The 16597-nt window shown below is 55.4% G+C and carries 13 protein-coding genes; 9 read left to right on the top strand and 4 right to left on the bottom strand.

Translation table 11 applies throughout. The features are described from left to right. Positions 1-163: 163 nt before the first annotated feature. The 8 genes from OCH80_RS07645 (at position 164) to brnQ (ending at position 8088) form a co-directional block, all read left to right on the top strand. The gene (locus OCH80_RS07645; protein ID WP_404539591.1) at positions 164-1474 is read left to right on the top strand and encodes a PTS sugar transporter subunit IIC; all 1311 of its coding nucleotides are present in this window, start codon (positions 164-166) and stop codon (positions 1472-1474) included. Then, the gene (locus tag OCH80_RS07650) at positions 1467-2360 is read left to right on the top strand and encodes an alpha/beta hydrolase (protein WP_404539594.1); all 894 of its coding nucleotides are present in this window, start codon (positions 1467-1469) and stop codon (positions 2358-2360) included. Before OCH80_RS07645 ends, OCH80_RS07650 begins: the two co-directional genes overlap by 8 nt. A 120-nt stretch (positions 2361-2480) precedes the next feature. Then, positions 2481-3290, top strand: a complete 810-nt coding sequence (locus OCH80_RS07655) for a Cof-type HAD-IIB family hydrolase (RefSeq protein ID WP_404539596.1) — start codon at positions 2481-2483, stop codon at positions 3288-3290. A gap of 3 nt (positions 3291-3293) precedes the next feature. After that, complete coding sequence (locus tag OCH80_RS07660) at positions 3294-4037, top strand: gamma-glutamyl-gamma-aminobutyrate hydrolase family protein (protein ID WP_154549271.1); 744 nt, start codon at positions 3294-3296, stop codon at positions 4035-4037. 111 nt (positions 4038-4148) lie between these two features. Further along, a complete protein-coding gene (locus OCH80_RS07665; RefSeq protein WP_404539600.1) occupies positions 4149-5063 on the top strand; it encodes a DMT family transporter in 915 nt (304 codons plus the stop codon). 108 nt (positions 5064-5171) lie between these two features. Continuing rightward, entirely contained in the window at positions 5172-5882 is a 711-nt protein-coding gene (locus tag OCH80_RS07670) for an AzlC family ABC transporter permease (RefSeq protein ID WP_404539603.1), read from the top strand. Further along, the gene (locus OCH80_RS07675; protein ID WP_404539606.1) at positions 5866-6189 is read left to right on the top strand and encodes an AzlD domain-containing protein; all 324 of its coding nucleotides are present in this window, start codon (positions 5866-5868) and stop codon (positions 6187-6189) included. The genes OCH80_RS07670 and OCH80_RS07675 overlap by 17 nt, the downstream gene beginning before the upstream one ends. A gap of 531 nt (positions 6190-6720) precedes the next feature. Continuing rightward, positions 6721-8088 (top strand): branched-chain amino acid transport system II carrier protein, encoded by a 1368-nt coding sequence (brnQ, locus tag OCH80_RS07680; RefSeq protein WP_404539609.1) that lies wholly within the window; start codon positions 6721-6723, stop codon positions 8086-8088. 86 nt (positions 8089-8174) lie between these two features. Here brnQ and OCH80_RS07685 read toward each other — a convergent pair whose 3' ends face one another. From OCH80_RS07685 to OCH80_RS07700, 4 genes are all read right to left on the bottom strand, one after another. Then, complete coding sequence (locus tag OCH80_RS07685; protein WP_404539612.1) at positions 8175-11162, bottom strand: diguanylate cyclase domain-containing protein; 2988 nt, start codon at positions 11160-11162, stop codon at positions 8175-8177. Positions 11163-11473: 311 nt separating this feature from the next. Continuing rightward, complete coding sequence (locus tag OCH80_RS07690; RefSeq protein ID WP_404539615.1) at positions 11474-13570, bottom strand: ATP-dependent Clp protease ATP-binding subunit; 2097 nt, start codon at positions 13568-13570, stop codon at positions 11474-11476. Between the two features lie 135 nt (positions 13571-13705). After that, a complete protein-coding gene (locus OCH80_RS07695) occupies positions 13706-13960 on the bottom strand; it encodes a transcriptional regulator (protein WP_154549282.1) in 255 nt (84 codons plus the stop codon). 269 nt (positions 13961-14229) lie between these two features. Beyond that, positions 14230-14904, bottom strand: a complete 675-nt coding sequence (locus OCH80_RS07700) for a type 1 glutamine amidotransferase (RefSeq protein ID WP_154549284.1) — start codon at positions 14902-14904, stop codon at positions 14230-14232. Positions 14905-15076: 172 nt separating this feature from the next. Between OCH80_RS07700 and glpK the strand changes: the two genes are divergently transcribed. Further along, complete coding sequence (gene glpK, locus OCH80_RS07705; RefSeq protein WP_404539618.1) at positions 15077-16591, top strand: glycerol kinase GlpK; 1515 nt, start codon at positions 15077-15079, stop codon at positions 16589-16591. Positions 16592-16597: the final 6 nt, after the last annotated feature.

Genomic DNA, 16597 nt, shown 5'->3' on the forward strand with positions numbered 1-16597 from the left:
GAGGATAGGGCGCTGCCGCGCGAAGCAAGAGTCAGACGGAAGTCTGGCTCTTTTTGTTTTGCTAGGAAAAGCAAAACATGATCCAAAATTTTGGAAATCGCGGATTATAGACAGGTATAATTAGTTAGTGTGCAATAGCTGAAATTTTAGGGGGATTAGTGAGATGGACAGATTAGCATATTGGTGCATTTGGCTCAGGCGCCGTTCTTTTTTCAGAATGGCTCAGCGAACCTTTTCCACCCTGATGCCGCTGGCGATGATTGGGGCCTATTTTCAGGTCCTGCAGGACAGCGTGTTCTCGCCAGAAAGCTTTATTTACAACTTATTTGACTTTGACAAGCTCATGAGTGACACTTTCTGGGATATCGGCATGAGCTTGTCGCAAAGCGTGGTGCAGGTGATCTTCAGCCTCTTTGGCATCTATGTGGTCTACTTCGCGGCGGCTTTTACGGCCGACTTGTACAAAAAGGACCATACCATGGCTGGGATCAGCGGAAGCACGATCCTCCTGGTTATCAGCTATTTGACCCAGATGGGGAAGACTGGCCGGGTCTCCTTGTTTCAGTCTCCTTTCTTAAGCATTCAGTATACCCTGATTGCCTTGGTGGTCGGCTACATCGTGGGGCAGATCTTTCACTGGCTGGCTCCGGCTTATGAGCAAGTTGACTACGAGCATGCCCGGATGGTTCAGACCCGTGCCTTGAATGCCTTAAAGCCCAGCACCGTCAGCATCCTGATCGGGGCCGCGGCTGGCGGCTTGGCCTACTGGCTGGCCAGCCAGGCCGGCAGGACTGGCAGCTTTGCCGCCTTCTGGTCGCCAATCGAAAATTCCAACAATCTCCTGGAGATCGTTCCCGCCACCATTCTGGCCAGCTTCTTGAACTGGATCGGAATTGAGTCCCCGATCGCGGAAATGAGCAACCTGACTACTTCCGCGGCTGCCACGGCCAACTTGAACTTCGTCCTGCGGCGGGGGTCGGTCTGGAACGTGCCTTACCGTTTTCTGGGCGGATCCTTGATCTACTCCTATGGGACCATGGGCGGCTGCGTGGCCGTTTTGGCCATGCTGCTGGCGATCTTGATCTGGGGGCGGCGAAGAGAGGCGGAGACGGTTTCCAAGTTGAACCTGATCCCGGTCCTCTTCAGCTCCGCCCGCGGCTTTATGATCGGCCTGCCGGTCGTCTTGAACCCCATCTTTTGCCTGCAATTGACCATTCTGCCCGCGTTTAACATCCTGGTGGCCTCTTTGGCCATCGCCTTGAAGATCGTACCGACGCCGGTCTACGCGGTCCTCACGGGGACGCCAGGGCCGCTGACGGCCTTTTTCGCTACTAACGGCAACTGGCCGACCCTGATTTTCTCGATCTGCCTCTTTATCGCGGATATCCTCTTGATGGTGCCAGCCGTCAAGCTGGACAACCACGCCAAGCGGCTCTTGCAGCAGTATGAACGGAAGGAGGACCAGCATGCTTAAGCAAAAAGTCCGCTTTCACTGGCCGGAAAGCCGGAACTGGCGCCTGATCATCATCGTCTTTACCTTGATCATCCTCTTGGCCGTGCCCGGCTATTCCTGGATGAAGAAGACCAATAAGGCCCATGCCGAGCGCCAGCGCTCCAAGCTGTCTCCAGTCATCATGGTGCCGGGCTCCAGTGCCACGGTCAGCCGTTTCAATGAACTGGTGTCCTTGCTGAACAAGCATACGCCTGACAAGCACAGCCTGCTGAAGGTGGAAGTCAGCGAGGACGGCGGCTTGACCTATACGGGCTCAATCAAGCGCGGGGACAATGAACCCTTTATCGTGATCGGCTTTGCAAACAACCATGACGGCTATGCCAATATCAAGAAGCAGGCCAGCTGGCTGGACGATGCCTTTTACGAAATCTCGCGGAACTACAAGTTCAACAACTTCAAGGCTTTTGGCCACTCAAACGGCGGCTTGATCTGGACCTACTGGCTGGAGCACTACTATAGCCAGTACAATTCGGACATCAAGATGAAGCGGCTGATGACCCTGGGGTCGCCGTACAATTTTAATGAAAAAAGCATCAAGAACAAGACCCAGATGCTGTCGGAATTCATCAAGTACCGCAAGCGCCTGCCCAAGAGCCTGATCGTCTACTCTCTGTCGGGGGGCGAAAACTATGAATCCGACGGGATCGTGCCGGAAAATAGCGTGGAGGCTGGAAAGTACATCTTCCAGAACCAGGTCAAGAGCTACACGACCATGACCGTGACCGGGGTTGACGCCCAGCACTCCAGTCTGCCGCAGAACAAGCAGGTCGTTCGCCTGATTGAGCAGTACCTGCTCAGCCATGACGCGGCCGGACCGCAGGCGGCGGGCAGCCAGCGGAAGCAGTAACTTTGCCACTTGGCAAAAGCCAGCATTGACTGTATGATTATTAGTAAAAGATTAAAAAACAGCAGCTAACAGCAACGGCAGTCAATGCTCTTTTCCCTAAGAAACAGAAAGGGCGGAAACATGAAGATAAAATTGATCGCAGTCGACCTTGACGGGACCCTCTTGAACTCCAAGAAGGAAGTCAGCCCCAAGACCCTGAAGGCCTTGAAGCGGGCCCGGGCCCATGGCATCTACGTGGTGCCCCTGTCCGGCCGGCCTTTGCCTGGGGTGCTGAAGGTCTTTGAGCCTTTTGCCTTCAAGGCGGATGAAAACTTCGCCATTTGCTACAATGGCGGCTTGGTGCAGCGGATGGACGGACAGATTCTCCATTCCAGCGCCCTGACTCCGGGAAACGTTGACCACCTGATTGCCTTGAAGCGGCCAGGGATCATGGGGCCTTATCTGATGAACACCGAGGACTTCTACGTTCCCAAGGGGGCCAGCAAGTTCGGCGTTTCTTTCGTGGCCAAGGCCCGCAACATGGGGGTCAAGGTCATGGAAGACGGGGTGGACTACCAGATCATCAAGGGCGAGTTCGTCTCGCTGCCAAGCCTGATGAAGAAGTTTAGAGCTGCCTTGCCGCCAGCAGCGGACAAGGAATTCACCATTTCCGCCAGCGGCGGCCAGTGCTTGGAATTCAACACCTACGGCACGACCAAGGGCAATGCCTTGACCTACCTGCTGGATTATTTGGACATTCCGCAAAAGGAGGCCATGGTCTTTGGGGACAACAACAATGACCTGTCAGACTTCAGCCTGCCTGACGTCTTCAAGGTAGCCATGGGCAATGCCATTCCGGAAATCAAGCAGCGGGCCGACTACATCACCGCCAGCAACAATCAGGATGGGATTGCCAAGGCCGTTGAGCAGTTAGTGGACATGGAGGACTAGCACATGAACAAACCTGTTATCGGAATTTCCGGCTCAGAAGTAGCCATTACCGGCGGCCCCTTTTTTGGCGAGCCCCGGACTTACGTCAACGCGGCCTACGTGGACTCGGTCTACCAAAACGGCGGCATCCCCTTGGTGATTCCTTTTACCAAGGGCACCAGTGAAATGGCCCAGGAGCAGCTGCAGGCGGTAGACGCCCTGATCCTGTCCGGCGGCCACGACGTTGACCCCCACCTGTACGGGGAAGAGCAGGATCCAAAGAGCGGGGCGACCTGGCCAGACCGCGACAAGTTTGACATCGCCCTGTTAAAGGCGGCTGAAGCAGCCGGCAAGCCCGTATTGGGCATCTGCCGGGGAGCGCAGATCATCAACGTGGCCCATGGCGGCTCCATGTGGCAGGACGGCTCCTTGCGCGGCAAGTACACCTTGAAGCACATGCAGGGCACCCGGCCGGACGTTGGCAGCCACAAGGTGACCTTGCGGGAAGGGACGCGCCTGGCCCAGATCTTTGGTCAGACCGAGCTGCTGACCAACTCCTTCCACCACCAGATGATCAAGGACGTGGCCCCGGACCTGGTTCTGGCCGGCTGGGCCAGCGACGAGGTGCCGGAAGCCCTGGAATCCCGCGACGGGAAGGTCATCGCGGTCCAGTGGCATCCAGAAGAGATGCACGCCAACCCGGCCCCGGAATCATGGATCATGAACAAGATCTTCAAGTACCTGATTGACCAGGCGCAAGCACGATAAAGAAGTCAAAATGCTGCAAGGACTGCCTCCTTCAGCATTTTTTGCAGAAGGCAAGTACTTTTAAAAAAAACAAAAAAGTTACACGTGAAACAAAGTGCGAGGACAGGAAAAATGAATCGGAAGCAGCACGGCATCATGCTGGCGGTAGTGGGGGCCTCCTTGTGGGGGACCTCGGGCACGGCGGCAGAGATGCTTTACCAGCATGCCAACATCAACACCTTGTGGCTGGTCGGCGTCAGGGCCTGGCTGGCCGGGGCCATGTTTTTGCTTTTCAGCTACCTGCGGGAGGGGCGGAAGATTTTTGCCATTTTCCATGACAAGCATGACTTGCTCTATGGGGCCCTCTATGGCCTGTTCGGGCTAGTCGGCAGCCAGCTGACCTACTTTTACTGCGTCCAGCTTTCCAACGCGCCCACGGCCACGGTGCTGGTCTTCCTGGCCCCGGTTTTGATCATTGCCTTTATGGCTATCAAGACCCGGCAGAAGCCGCGGCGGGTTGACCTCCTGTCGATTGCCGTGGCCTTGGTGGGGACCGTCATCCTGGTGACCAATGGCAATTTGGGCCACTTAGCCGTCACGCCGGCCACCCTGTTCTGGGGCTTTCTTTCAGCCGTGACCCAGGCCGCCGACATCGTGATGCCGGCCAAGCTGTTCAAGAAGTACGGGACCATCGACATCCTCAGCTGGGGCATGCTCTTTGGCGGAATCGTCCTGACGCCGGTCCTGCTGGCTGTCCCGGCCAAGCACGTCACTTTGCCTGAATGGGGCCTGGTCTTGTACATCGTCGTGGCCGGCACCCTGCTGGCTTATGCCTTGTACCTGTCCTCGGTTTTGTACATCTCAGCGGCCTTGGCCGGGATCTTGGAGGCCTTTGAGCCGTTAGTCGCGACGATCTTGTCCGTGTCGCTCCTGGGCAGCGACTTCGGAATCATGAAGATGGTCGGCGGGGCCCTGATCGTGCTGGCAACGGGGATGCAGCTGCTTCCCAGCCCCCGCGGGGCCAAGCTGCGCCGCAAGCAGGCTTAGGAAAAATAAAAAATTGCCTGTTATTTCTGTTGTTTATTAAGGCTTAAAAAGGTTATACTTAATCTATTAATAATTTTTTAAGACTTTATTTTGACAGGGGGGACGGCAATGAACGGGGAAATGGATGCCCGGACCGGGGTGAAGGAGACGATTCCAACGGTCTTGGGCTATATCGGGATCGGCCTGGCCTTTGGGATCATCGCCCACACCAGCGGCTTTACGGCCCTGGAGGCGACTTTGATGTCGCTCTTGGTCTACACTGGGGCCGGGGAATTTGCCCTGGTCTCCATGTATGCGGCCGGGAGCTCGGTTTTTGCCATTGCCCTGGCGGTGACCTTGATGAGCTCGCGGATGCTGCTGATGTCCCTGACTTTGGCACCCAAATTCAAAGAGGAGCGGCTGGCCAAGAATCTCTGGCTGGGCTTTCTGCTGACCGACGAAACTTTTGCCCTGGCCATCACCAAGCTTAACTATACTGAGGGCAAGCTGTCCTATGACTGGCTGAACGCGTCAAACCTCATGGCTTATCTGACGTGGGCCGGATCCAGCTGCCTTGGGGCGCTCTTGGGCGGCCTGGTGCCGGACACCAAGGCTCTGGGCCTGGACTTTGCCGTCGCGGCCATGTTCCTGGGCCTGCTGTACCTGCAGCTGATCAGCGACAAGGCGGTTGAATTCAACCTGCAGCTGATTATGATCGGGGTCACGGCCCTGTTGACCTACCTGGGGATGATCGTGCTGCCAAGCAGCGCGGTCACGATTGTCGTTACTTTTGCCGGATGTTTGTTAGGAATGGGGATCAAGCATGCCTTTTTCAAGTAAATTAATCGTGACCTACCTGGTCTGCTGCGCCGCGATCACCTTCTTGCGGCTCGTGCCCTTTATCGTCCTGAAAAAGTTCGCCATGCCCAAATGGCTGATGGAGTTCCTGCAGTTCGTGCCGATCGTGATCATGACCACCCTGTGGTTCAGCTGCCTGTTCACGGCCAAGCAGGGCCAGCTGCCTAAGGTCGACTGGCAGTACGCCGGCGCCACCGTGCCAGCCCTGGCCGCGGCCATTTTAACCAAGGACCTGCTGTGGATCGTCATCGCCGGCGTGGCCAGCCTGGCCTTGATCCGCCTGTTTTAAGAAAAATAAGGCAAACAAAACTAGGAAAATAAAGCCACCTGCAGAAAAAGCAGGTGGCTTTTGCTTTTTAAAAATTATTTTCCAAAGAAGGGCATTTTTTCCTTGCAAAAAGATGAGGGAAGGATTAGATTAGAAACAAGTTAAAAGTACTAAAGAAATTCAAACACCAGAAAGAGCAGAGTAGACCAAGCTTCCGCCTTAAAGAGAGTCAATGAACGGTGAGAAAGTGGCACGCGGGGCTTGGAACGAAAGTAGGCTTGGAGTGGTTAATGCGACGCGTCTCGCGGAGCGTTAAATGGGTTCGCCCTTTACAGCGTCAACGTCTTGGCTGGAGCAGTCCGGCCAGTACGGGGTAAGGTTGCTCTGGCGACAGGGCAATGAATTAAGGTGGTAACACGCGAGACGCGTCCTTGCAGAAGCTCGGCTTCTGCTGGGGCGTTTTTTTTAGCATTTTTAATGACTTGAGATTAGCGCTGATCTCCAAATTTCACTGTTGTTTTCGTTTTTACTGGAAATTTAGGAGATTCAATCATGAAGAAACTGCAATTAAAACATTATTTGATTATCGCGTCATTGATTTTTGGGATGTTCTTCGGGGCCGGAAACCTGATCTTCCCAGTGCACTTGGGCCAGCTGGCCGGCAGTCACTGGCTGCCAGCCGCGATCGGCTTCATCATTTCCGGGACCCTGATCCCCCTGGCTGCCCTTTTGGCCCTGGCCATTACTAGAGCTGACGGGATCTACGGCCTAGCGTCGCCATTAGGCGGGGGCTTTGCCTTGACCTTCTTGATCCTGGTCCACTTGACTTTGGGGCCGCTGTTCGCCACCCCGCGGACCGCAACGGTGCCTTTCGCCATGTTTTCCGCCCACTTCCCGGCCGCTATGCAGCCTTGGGCCTTGCTGATCTACTCCGCCATCTTCTTCGGGATCGTTTACTACGCGTCCTTGACTGAAGGCAAGATCACTGACAATGTCGGCAAGATCCTGAACCCAGCCTTCCTGCTGCTGCTCTTCATTATGTTCTTGTTTGCCTTTATCAATCCAATGGGCTCAGCCGCAAGCACCAAGGCCGCTGCCGGCTACGCGGGCGCTGCTTTCCCGAACGGCTTTTTGGAAGGGTACAACACCTTGGACGCGCTGGCTGCCTTAGCCTTCGGCGTTACGGTTGTTTCGGCCATCCGGGCCTTTGGCCTGAAGAAGGAAAAGGATGCCTCACTGGCCCTGGCCAAGACGGGCTTGCTGGGCTTCCTCGGCATCGCTTTGATCTACTTCATCTTGATCTGGCTTGGGGCAAGCAGCCTGCACTACTTCAAGCTGTCAGCCAACGGCGGCATTGCTTTTGCCCAAATCGCCAACCACTTCCTCGGCCTCTTTGGTGAAGCCCTCCTGGCCCTTTTGGCCACCATCACCTGCATGTCATCAGCGATCGGCCTGGTCGTTGCCTTTGCCCAAGACTTCCACAAGCGTTTCCCGAAGATTTCCTACCGGACTTTCCTGACCTTTAACTGCGGCATTTCCTTCCTGATTGCCAACTTCGGCCTGAACACCATCATTTCCTGGTCAACCCCGGTTTTGATGTTCCTGTACCCGATTGCCATCGCTTTGATCTTCTGCGGCCTGACTTCCAAGCTGTTTAAGAACGACAGCATCGTTTACCGCTTCACCATCTTCTTTGCCCTGATCCCAGCAATTTTTGACGGGATCAACGCCGCGCCGGCCCTGATCGCCAACACGGCCCTGGCCAAGGCTATGATCGCCTTTGCCAGCCACTACTTCCCATTCTTTTCACTGGGCTTGGGCTGGCTGACCTTCGGGATTGCCGGCTACATCATCGGTCTGAGCGGCCACTTGCTCAAGCAGCACCTGGGCCAGACCGCCAAGCAGATGGAACTGAACTAGTCCAGCTGCTTAAAAACTCCCATTTTTCCAAAACGAAAAAATGCAAAAACTCCAGAGCCTTGGCTTTGGAGTTTTTGCGTGGAATTTTAAAGCTCATCCAGGCAGAACTGGCTGCCAAGCAGGTCATTGCGGCCATTGCCTTTAACCGAGTAAAGGTTGCGGTCGGCCTGGCGGATCATGGCCTGCACCTGGGCTGGCGTCAGGGCCGTCCCTTGCACGTAGCCCACGGAGATGTGAATGGAGAAGTAGAGGCCCAGCAGCTGGATGTGCTCCAGGGCCTGGCGGACCTTGGCGTCCTTTTCCTTAATCTCCTCATCGCTCAAGCGGTCGCAAAGGATCAAGAACTCATCGCCGCCGTACCGGTAGCAGTGCCCGATCCCGTAGTTCTCCAACAGGACTTGGCTGATGCTCTTCAGGACCTCGTCGCCGTAGCGGTGGCCATAGTTGTCGTTATAGTCCTTGAAGTGGTCGATGTCGATCATCATTACGGTGATTGGCTTCTTGGTCAGGTACTTGAAGTCACGCTCGAAATTGTGCCGGTTCTTCAAGCTGGTCAGGGCGTCCATGGAGGCTTCTTTTTTCAATTCAGCGATCCGCTTGGCGGTGTGGGTGACGTCCAAAAAGAGGCCCACCAGGCCAGTGGTCTGCTTGTTGGAGTAGACCGGGGCCTTGAAGGTCAGAATGTCCCGGACCTGCCCCCGGGCATGGGTCTGGCCCATGGCGCGCAGGGGGATGCCGTCTTGCAGGATCTGCTGCTCGCTGCCTTCAAAAGCCGCCGCGTTGGCGTTGAAGCCCAGTTCGTCATCCGTATGGCCGACCACGTCATTGGCGGTCATGCCGTAGTAGTCCAGGAAGTACTGGTTGACGCCCAGGAAGCGGCGGTCCTTGTCCTTCCAGAACATGCCAAGCTTGATGCTGCTGATGAGCGACTTCCAGACGTCGTTCTTTTTGACGTCATGGGCCACGCTGCCATAGAAGTCGCTGAGCTCCCTGATCGGGTGGCCGTCGATTTCCGCCAGGATGGCTTTGCTGTCGTTGTAACTGGCAACCAATTGCATCTGCACCTGGTAGCGCAGGCGGTCCTTGGTGGTCATGACCCAAGAGGTAGTGTCGCCGGCTGACTCGCAGCTGGCCGCGGCGTCCCAAAAGCGCAGGGCATTGTTGGACGTGCGGGCATGCAGGGCATCCAGGAAGGCAGTTTCCGTCCCATAGAGCTGCTTGGACTGCTGGCGGCCGGCAGGATTGACGTAGACCAGGTCGAGCTGACGGTCTTTGACCAGGAACAGGGCAACGGGGAAGGAGGTGCCCAAGGGCGGCGTCTGCTTGTTGAAGAAGCGGTAGGAGGGGTCAAACACGTCAATCGAGTTGATCTCATTGTAGAACCAGGACTCGCCCATGCTTTGGGTCTGCAGACCCGCCCGGTCCAAGCGCTTGGTAATTTCCTCATAGGCGGCCGGGGCCATCAGGTACTTGCCCTGCATGAGCAGGCAGCCCAAGCGCCTGATGAAGCTGTACTGGCCGTAAGTCTCCACCCCTTTAAAAAGCGGCCGGCAGCCCAGGCGCTTGCAGAGGTCGATCGTGCTGGTCAAGACGGTCATGGACTTTTGATTTTTGATATCCAGCTTATTCATATCAAACTTGACAAAGTCAAAGTCGAAGTCAGCCAAGGCATTGATCAGGCTATAGCTGCTGGTGCGGGTGTCGAAGGAGTAGATGTAGCCTTCAGCCTTGAGCTGGGTGAGCCGTTCTTGGATCACTTCTTTGTCGGCATCATCAGCCAGGGCCAGATCAAAGCAGAGGTAATGGCGGGGAATCTGGTATTTGGCCATCAGCGCGTTGACGTTGGTCAGGAAGTCGTCGTCTTCCAGGTCATCGGCCAGCAGGTTGATGACCAGGGGGATGTTCAGATGGCTTTCATTGCGCCGCTGGCTCCAGATCCGGCAGGCCTGCTTGAGGACGTGCAGGTCCAGCACGTGGGTCAAGTGGACCTCTTCCAGATAATGGAGAAAGTCCTTCGGGTAAAGGACGCCAAGCTTTGGGTCGTCCCAGCGGGCAAAAAGCTCCAAGGCTACAGCCTTGTGGTTGAAGACGTTGACCATGGGCTGCACGTCGACTTTAATCCAGTCGTCAGCTAGGGCCTGGGCCAGGTGGGTCATGATGTAGTCCCGCTTAGCGAAGCGCTCTTTGACCCGGCTGTCGTAGAACTTGCAGGCAGTCTTTTCGTTGCTGGACATGGACAATAGGGCCAGGTGGGCCTTGTCGACCGCGGAGACGGCGTATTCCTCTTGGTCAGCGGTCAAGTAGACCCCGCAGCGGATGGCGGTCAGGTGGTCGGCCGCGATCTGTTTCATTTGCCGGTTCAGCTGGCCGATCCGTTCTTCCAGACCGCTTCTGCGGGTAATGATAACGAACTGGTCTTGGGAATAGCGGCAGATCAGGCTGTCAGTAAAGACTTCCCGCATCGCCTGGCCCAGGCGGTTCAGCAGGATGTCGCCCTTCACGTAGCCAAAGCGGTTGTTGTAGGCGTTCATGTTGTTGACGTCCAGGAGAATGACGGCCGCGACCCGGTGCTCTCTTTGCACCTGGTGAAGGAATTTGCTGCCTTCAATGTTGAAATGGTTGATGTTGGGCAGGCCGGTCAGGCGGTCGACCTGGCTGCATTGCTGGCAGGATGTCTCCAGTTCTGCTTCAGCCCCGCTGGCCGTCAGGTCAGCGTAAGCAACGTATTCCAAAAAAGCCCCATTTGGCGCGGCAAAGGGCTTTCTGGTCGCCAAAAGCCGGTGGTAGCTGCCGTTGATGGCAAAACGAAAGAGCAGCTGGCCGGAGTTCTGACGGCAATTGTGAATAAAAGCCGTCATGGCCTGCCGGTCGTCTGGATAGACGCGGCTGAAACTATGCTGGTTTAAGTAATTCATGGCCTCAGTCCGGGAGCTCTGGACCATTTGGCAGTAGCCATCTGAAACGAGCAGGACCTGATGCGCGGTGCCTGAAAGCTGGTAGACAAGCAGGGGGAAAGGTGAGTTTTCATAGAGATCGCGGACGCGCGTGCTAAACTGATAATCTGCATCTTTCATTGTCAATCATTCACTCCTAAAGTAAATTTATCCAATCGAGCTAGTATAACCTAATTATAATACTTGTTATTGAAAATAAGCCAAGACATAGGCTTGTTTTTCAGCTATTTTCTAAGAGTTTTAAAAATAAACAAGAAAAGCAACTCTTTAAAAATAAAAATAATAATAGGCAAAATGTTATATCACAATATATATAGGCCACGGTGCGGCAAGACAATTTGCTTTCCCCGCGGCGCGACAAAAAAAGCCTGGCGAGAAATCGCCAGGCTTTTGCATGTCTGTTTTAAGGAGGATTGAATTACAGTAATCGATTATTTTTCTTCAGTGATGACCAGTTCGCCGTCCTTCATGTCCGCGTGCAGGTGCTTGACGTCAAGGTGGTCAAGGTAGAAGTCGGTGACCTTGTCGCGGATTTCCCGCTCGATCACTCTGCGCAGCGGCCGCGCGCCCATAGCTTCATCGTAGCCTTGCTCGATCAGGTAGTCCTTGGCAGCTTCGGTGACCGTCAAAGTGAGCCCCTTCTTGGCCAAGGTCTTGTTGACGCTGTCAAGCATCAAGTTGACGATGTCCTTCAAGTCTTCCTTGGTCAGGTGGCTGAATTCGATGACCGCGTCGAAGCGGTTCAAAAATTCTGGTCTGAAGTAAGGAGCCAAGCGGTCCAGCAAGTCTTGGTCATGGTCAGCGCCGCCAGTCAGCTTTTCATTGCCGAAGCCAGCGTTAGAGGTAGCGATGATCACGGTGTTCTTGAAGTTGACCGTGTTGCCTTGCCCGTCAGTCAGGCGCCCGTCGTCCAAAACTTGGAGCAGGAGGGTAATGACTTGCGGGTCAGCCTTTTCAATTTCATCCAAAAGGATGATTGAGTAAGGGTTCCGGCGCACGCGCTCAGTCAAGGTGTTGGAGTTGTCGTTGTAGCCCACGTAGCCGGCTGAAGTCCCGATCAGCTTGGAGACGGCCGTGCGGTCAGCGTATTCAGACATGTCCAAGCGGATGATGGCATCCTTTGAGCCGAACATGTCCAAGGCCAGCTGCTTAGCCAATTCCGTCTTGCCGACCCCGGTCGGGCCTACGAAGAGGAAGGAGCCGATTGGCCGGTTGCCTTCGTCAAAGCCGGCCCGGTTTCTGCGGATGGCCCGGGCAACGGCTTCCACGGCCTCATCTTGGCCGATGACCTTGCCCTTCAGGCGCTGGCCCAGTCCCTTGAGCCGTTCAATGTCGCTGGCCCCCATCTTGGCAACCGGGATACCGGTCAGTCTTTCCACCGCGGCAGCCACGTCGTTTGGAGTGGCAACCGTCTTGCGCTGGTCATGGCTGTCCGTGATCTTCTTTTGCAGCTTCTCGATGTTGACCTTGTGCTTCAAGGCGCTTTCGTAGTCTTCTTTTTCAGCGGCTTTTTCCTGGGCCTGCTTTTCAGCCTTGATCTGCTTTTCCACGGCCTTGACGTCCGTTACCGGATGCTGGGCGGCCAAGTGGGCCGCCGTCATGTCTAGCAGGTCAATGGCCTTGTCAGGCAAGGATCTTTGCGGAATGTACTGGACTGAGTAGTCGACCGCGGCCTTCAGAACGTCGTCTGGCAGCTCCACGTTGTGGTGCTTTTCATACAAGGGCCGCAAGCCTTGCAGAATCTTGCAGGTGTCTTCCGGACTTGGGGCATTGACCGTGACTTCGTTGAAGCGCCGGGCCAGGGCCGCGTCCTTCATGATCGTGTTTCGGTACTCATCTTGGGTGGTGGCCCCGATCACGGTAATTTCGCCGCGGGAAAGGGCCGGCTTCAAGATGTCGGACATCCCCTTGGAGCCGCTGCCGTCGCCCATGCCGCCGGCACCCAGAATCTGGTGGATTTCGTCGAAGAAGAGGATCACGTTGCCCCGTTCCTTGACTTCCTTGACCAGGTCCTGGATGTTCTGCTCGAATGACCCCCGGTACTGGGTCCCGGCTTCCAGGCTGGAAATATCAATGGAGATGATTTCCTTGTTCTTGATGGATTCCGGCACGTCGCCGTTGACGATGGCCTGGGCCAATCCTTCAACGACCGCCGTCTTCCCGACGCCGGCATCACCGACTAAGACCGGGTTGTTCTTGGTCCGCCGGGACAGGATTTCCGCCGTTTCCTGAATTTCCTTGTTGCGCCCAATGACTGGGTCCAGCTCACCCTTGCGGGCGGCTTCGGTCAGGTTGCGGCCCAATTTCTCCAAGATCCCGCCAGCGGTTTGCTTGCCGCTCTTTGGCGCTTGGGCCTCATTGCCTGGCAGGCGGCCGGTCTTTTGGTATTCTGCGAATTCTTCCGGGCTGACCTGGCGGCCGTTGATCAGGTAGCGGCGGTTTTCGGAATTGAAGCCGCCCATCCCGTTCATTAATTGTCTAAAGAGATCATCCATGTCGTTAAAATCATTAAAATCGTTGTAAGCCATCTTTGTTGCCTCTTTCTAAGCGTGAGTAAAAACAGCATTTAGTCCGTCTATCGGTAAATTAGCCTACATAAAAAGCCCTTTGCATTAATCAAAAATCAAAACACAAGGACTCTTCAGCGGTTAACCAACCTTCAATTATTTGTCATCATCACCGTCGTCCGTTTCATCTTCACTGAGATATTCGGTCTCCAGCTCCTGCAGCACCTGCCACATGGCTAAGTGCTGGGCCCGGGCTAGGGCGTCCAGGTCGCGTAGGTTGATTGAGGTCGCGTTGGACTGGTGCTTGTTGAATGACTTGTGAAGGGTTGTGTAGCCGTAGCCTGAATCTTTCGCGACGCGATAGATGGTCAGGTGGTGCTTGTCGAGGTATCGAATGATATCGATCTTCATGTCTTTCACTTCCCTACGCCAATTATTATAGCACATCTGTGGTATAGTACAAGTGTGAAATAACATTTTTTGCGAGACTTTGGGCAAAAAAAGACCAAAAGCCAGCTGGGCCGGCTTTTGGCGATGATTGAATTAAGCTTTGAACCCGGAAAACTCTTGCCGGGCTTGGGTGAGCAGCTGGCTCAAGACCTGGGTTTGGCGGAGCAGGTCGCTTTGCTTGAAAAAGGCCCAAAAAAGGGCACCGGCTCAGCCGGTGCCTGCAAAAATGCTTATTCAGCTTGGGCCAGGCGCTTGTCGTGCCGGTCCAGGATCATGTTGACGATGGCCTTGGCCACGTTCTCGTTCTTGAGCATTGGGCCATGGGACCAGGAGCCGATGAAGTTCTTGTAGCGAACCCCGTCTTCCTTCTCCTCATGGTTGTTCCCGTAGCCTTCAACCACCTTGGCGAAAGGCTTGAGCATGGTCCGGTCGTCCAGGAAGGTTTGGCCGGAGTGGTTTTCAAAGCCGACAGTTGGCCCCCATTCGGTTTCGTACTTGGTGTCGCCGATCATCCGCTTTTCCGGGTCGAATTCCGTATGCAGGGGCAGGATGCCCAGCCCCTTGATCTTAGTCCCGGAAATCGTGTTATAGTAGGTCCCCATCAGTTCATAGCCCCCGCAAATGGCCAGCATGGGGTTGTCATCATTGATGTATTTTTCCAAGGTCTCCTTGAAGCGCTGCAGGTCCTTGGCCACGATGCTCTGTTCGTAGTCCTGTCCGCCTCCGAAGAAGACGAAGTCATAGTCGTCCGCGTTGAAGGATGAGCCCAGGGAAATGTTGTCGACATTGGTCTGGTAGCCCTGCTTGCCCAAGAGGAAGCGGAGGATCTTCACGTCGCCGGAGTCGCCGTAAGTGTTCATCAAGTCTTCATAAAGGTAGGCGATTTGGATAATGTTTTCTGCCATCGGTAGTCTCCCTTTTCTAAGTCATTGCATTTAGTATAAACTAATCATCAAAAAATAGGTAACATTGGCGCTTTTTTAGGCAAATCGCAAACATTCGCCGTGAAATATTCTTGCCTTTCAGCCAAAGTAGTCTAGACTTGAATGGTAAGCGTTTTCGATGAGGAGGACAAAAATGGCAGATAAATACATATTGGCGATCGATGAAGGAACGACTTCAACCCGGGCCATCATCTATGACCACCAAGGCCGGCAGGTGGCTTCAGCGGCCCGCGAGTTCCCCCAATACTTTCCGGAGCCGGGCTGGGTTGAGCACAAGGCTGAAGAAATCTGGAACGCCGTGCAGATCACGGTTTCCACGGCCTTGATCAATTCCGCCATCCGTCCCGACCAGATTGCCGGGATCGGGATTAGCAACCAGCGGGAGACGACCGTGATCTGGGACAAGGCCACTGGCCGGCCAATCTACAACGCCGTCGTCTGGCAGTCCCGCCAAAGCACGGCCCTGGCCGAGCAGCTCAAGCGGGAGGGCTATGGGGAAATGATCCGCAAGAAGACTGGCTTGATCATCGACCCTTACTTCTCCGCGACCAAGATCCGCTGGATTCTGGACCGGGTGCCTGGTGCCCAGGAGCGGGCTGAGAAAGGCGAGCTCTTGTTTGGGACCATCGATACCTGGCTGGCCTGGAAATTGACCAATGGGGCCGTGCACGTCACCGACTCCACCAACGCCAGCCGGACCATGCTCTTCAACATTCATGACCTGGACTGGGATCAGGACATTCTGGACTTGCTGAAGATTCCGCGGGTCATGCTGCCGGAAGTGAAGTCCAACTCCGAAGTCTACGGGGAGACCAACCCTTACCAGTTCTTTGGCGGGCGGGTGCCGATTTCCGGCATGGCTGGGGACCAGCAGGCCGCCTTGTTTGGCCAGCTGGCTCTTAAGCCCGGCATGGTCAAGAACACCTACGGGACCGGGTCATTCATCGTGATGAATACAGGCAGCGAGCCCGCCGAGTCCAACAACAACCTGCTGACGACCGTTGGCTACGTGCTCAATGGCCAGGTGACTTATGCCCTGGAGGGGTCGGTTTTCGTATCCGGCTCAGCGATCCAGTGGCTGCGCGACTCAATGAAGCTGATCAAGAACGCGCCGGATTCAGAGGCAGCCGCCTTAGCCTCAAAGGATGAAAACGAGGTCTACGTGGTACCGGCCTTTACGGGTCTGGGCGCGCCATACTGGGACGCGGAAGCCCGCGGGGCAGTTTTTGGCATTACCCGCGGGACCAGCGACAAGGACCTGGTCAAGGCCACCCTGCAGTCTTTGGCCTACCAGACCCGGGACGTGGTCGACACCATGCAAAAAGATGCCGGGATCAAGATTCCGGCCTTGCGGGTGGACGGCGGTGCATCCAACAATGCCTACCTGCTCCAGTTCCAGGCCGACCTGCTGGGTGTCAAGATCGAAAGAGCCAAGGACTTGGAAACGACGGGCCTGGGCGTGGCCTTTTTGGCCGGCTTGGCCGTTGGCTACTGGGATGACCTGGCCAGCCTGCAGAAGATTGCCCAGATCGGGGCAGCCTTTGAGCCGAAGATGGGACAGGCTGAAAGCGACCGCCTCTACGCCGGCTGGCAGCGGGCCGTTTTGGCCACCCGGGTCTTTGCCCACGGAAATCAGGATTTTGATTAGCTTTTT

The sequence above is a fragment of the Lactobacillus sp. 23-2 genome, from assembly GCF_044902225.1.
In the GTDB taxonomy this organism is placed as follows: domain Bacteria; phylum Bacillota; class Bacilli; order Lactobacillales; family Lactobacillaceae; genus Lactobacillus; species Lactobacillus absianus.

Bases quoted from the DNA above. Each gene is read 5' to 3' on its own strand.
- OCH80_RS07645 (WP_404539591.1), top strand. From the start codon at position 164: ATGGACAGATTAGCATATTGGTGCATTTGGCTCAGGCGCCGTTCTTTT.
- OCH80_RS07700 (WP_154549284.1), bottom strand. From the start codon at position 14,904: ATGGCAGAAAACATTATCCAAATCGCCTACCTTTATGAAGACTTGATG.
- OCH80_RS07660 (WP_154549271.1), top strand. From the start codon at position 3,294: ATGAACAAACCTGTTATCGGAATTTCCGGCTCAGAAGTAGCCATTACC.
- OCH80_RS07685 (WP_404539612.1), bottom strand. From the start codon at position 11,162: ATGAAAGATGCAGATTATCAGTTTAGCACGCGCGTCCGCGATCTCTAT.
- OCH80_RS07655 (WP_404539596.1), top strand. From the start codon at position 2,481: ATGAAGATAAAATTGATCGCAGTCGACCTTGACGGGACCCTCTTGAAC.
- glpK (WP_404539618.1), top strand. From the start codon at position 15,077: ATGGCAGATAAATACATATTGGCGATCGATGAAGGAACGACTTCAACC.
- OCH80_RS07675 (WP_404539606.1), top strand. From the start codon at position 5,866: ATGCCTTTTTCAAGTAAATTAATCGTGACCTACCTGGTCTGCTGCGCC.
- OCH80_RS07650 (WP_404539594.1), top strand. From the start codon at position 1,467: ATGCTTAAGCAAAAAGTCCGCTTTCACTGGCCGGAAAGCCGGAACTGG.
- OCH80_RS07670 (WP_404539603.1), top strand. From the start codon at position 5,172: ATGAACGGGGAAATGGATGCCCGGACCGGGGTGAAGGAGACGATTCCA.
- brnQ (WP_404539609.1), top strand. From the start codon at position 6,721: ATGAAGAAACTGCAATTAAAACATTATTTGATTATCGCGTCATTGATT.
- OCH80_RS07690 (WP_404539615.1), bottom strand. From the start codon at position 13,570: ATGGCTTACAACGATTTTAATGATTTTAACGACATGGATGATCTCTTT.
- OCH80_RS07695 (WP_154549282.1), bottom strand. From the start codon at position 13,960: ATGAAGATCGATATCATTCGATACCTCGACAAGCACCACCTGACCATC.
- OCH80_RS07665 (WP_404539600.1), top strand. From the start codon at position 4,149: ATGAATCGGAAGCAGCACGGCATCATGCTGGCGGTAGTGGGGGCCTCC.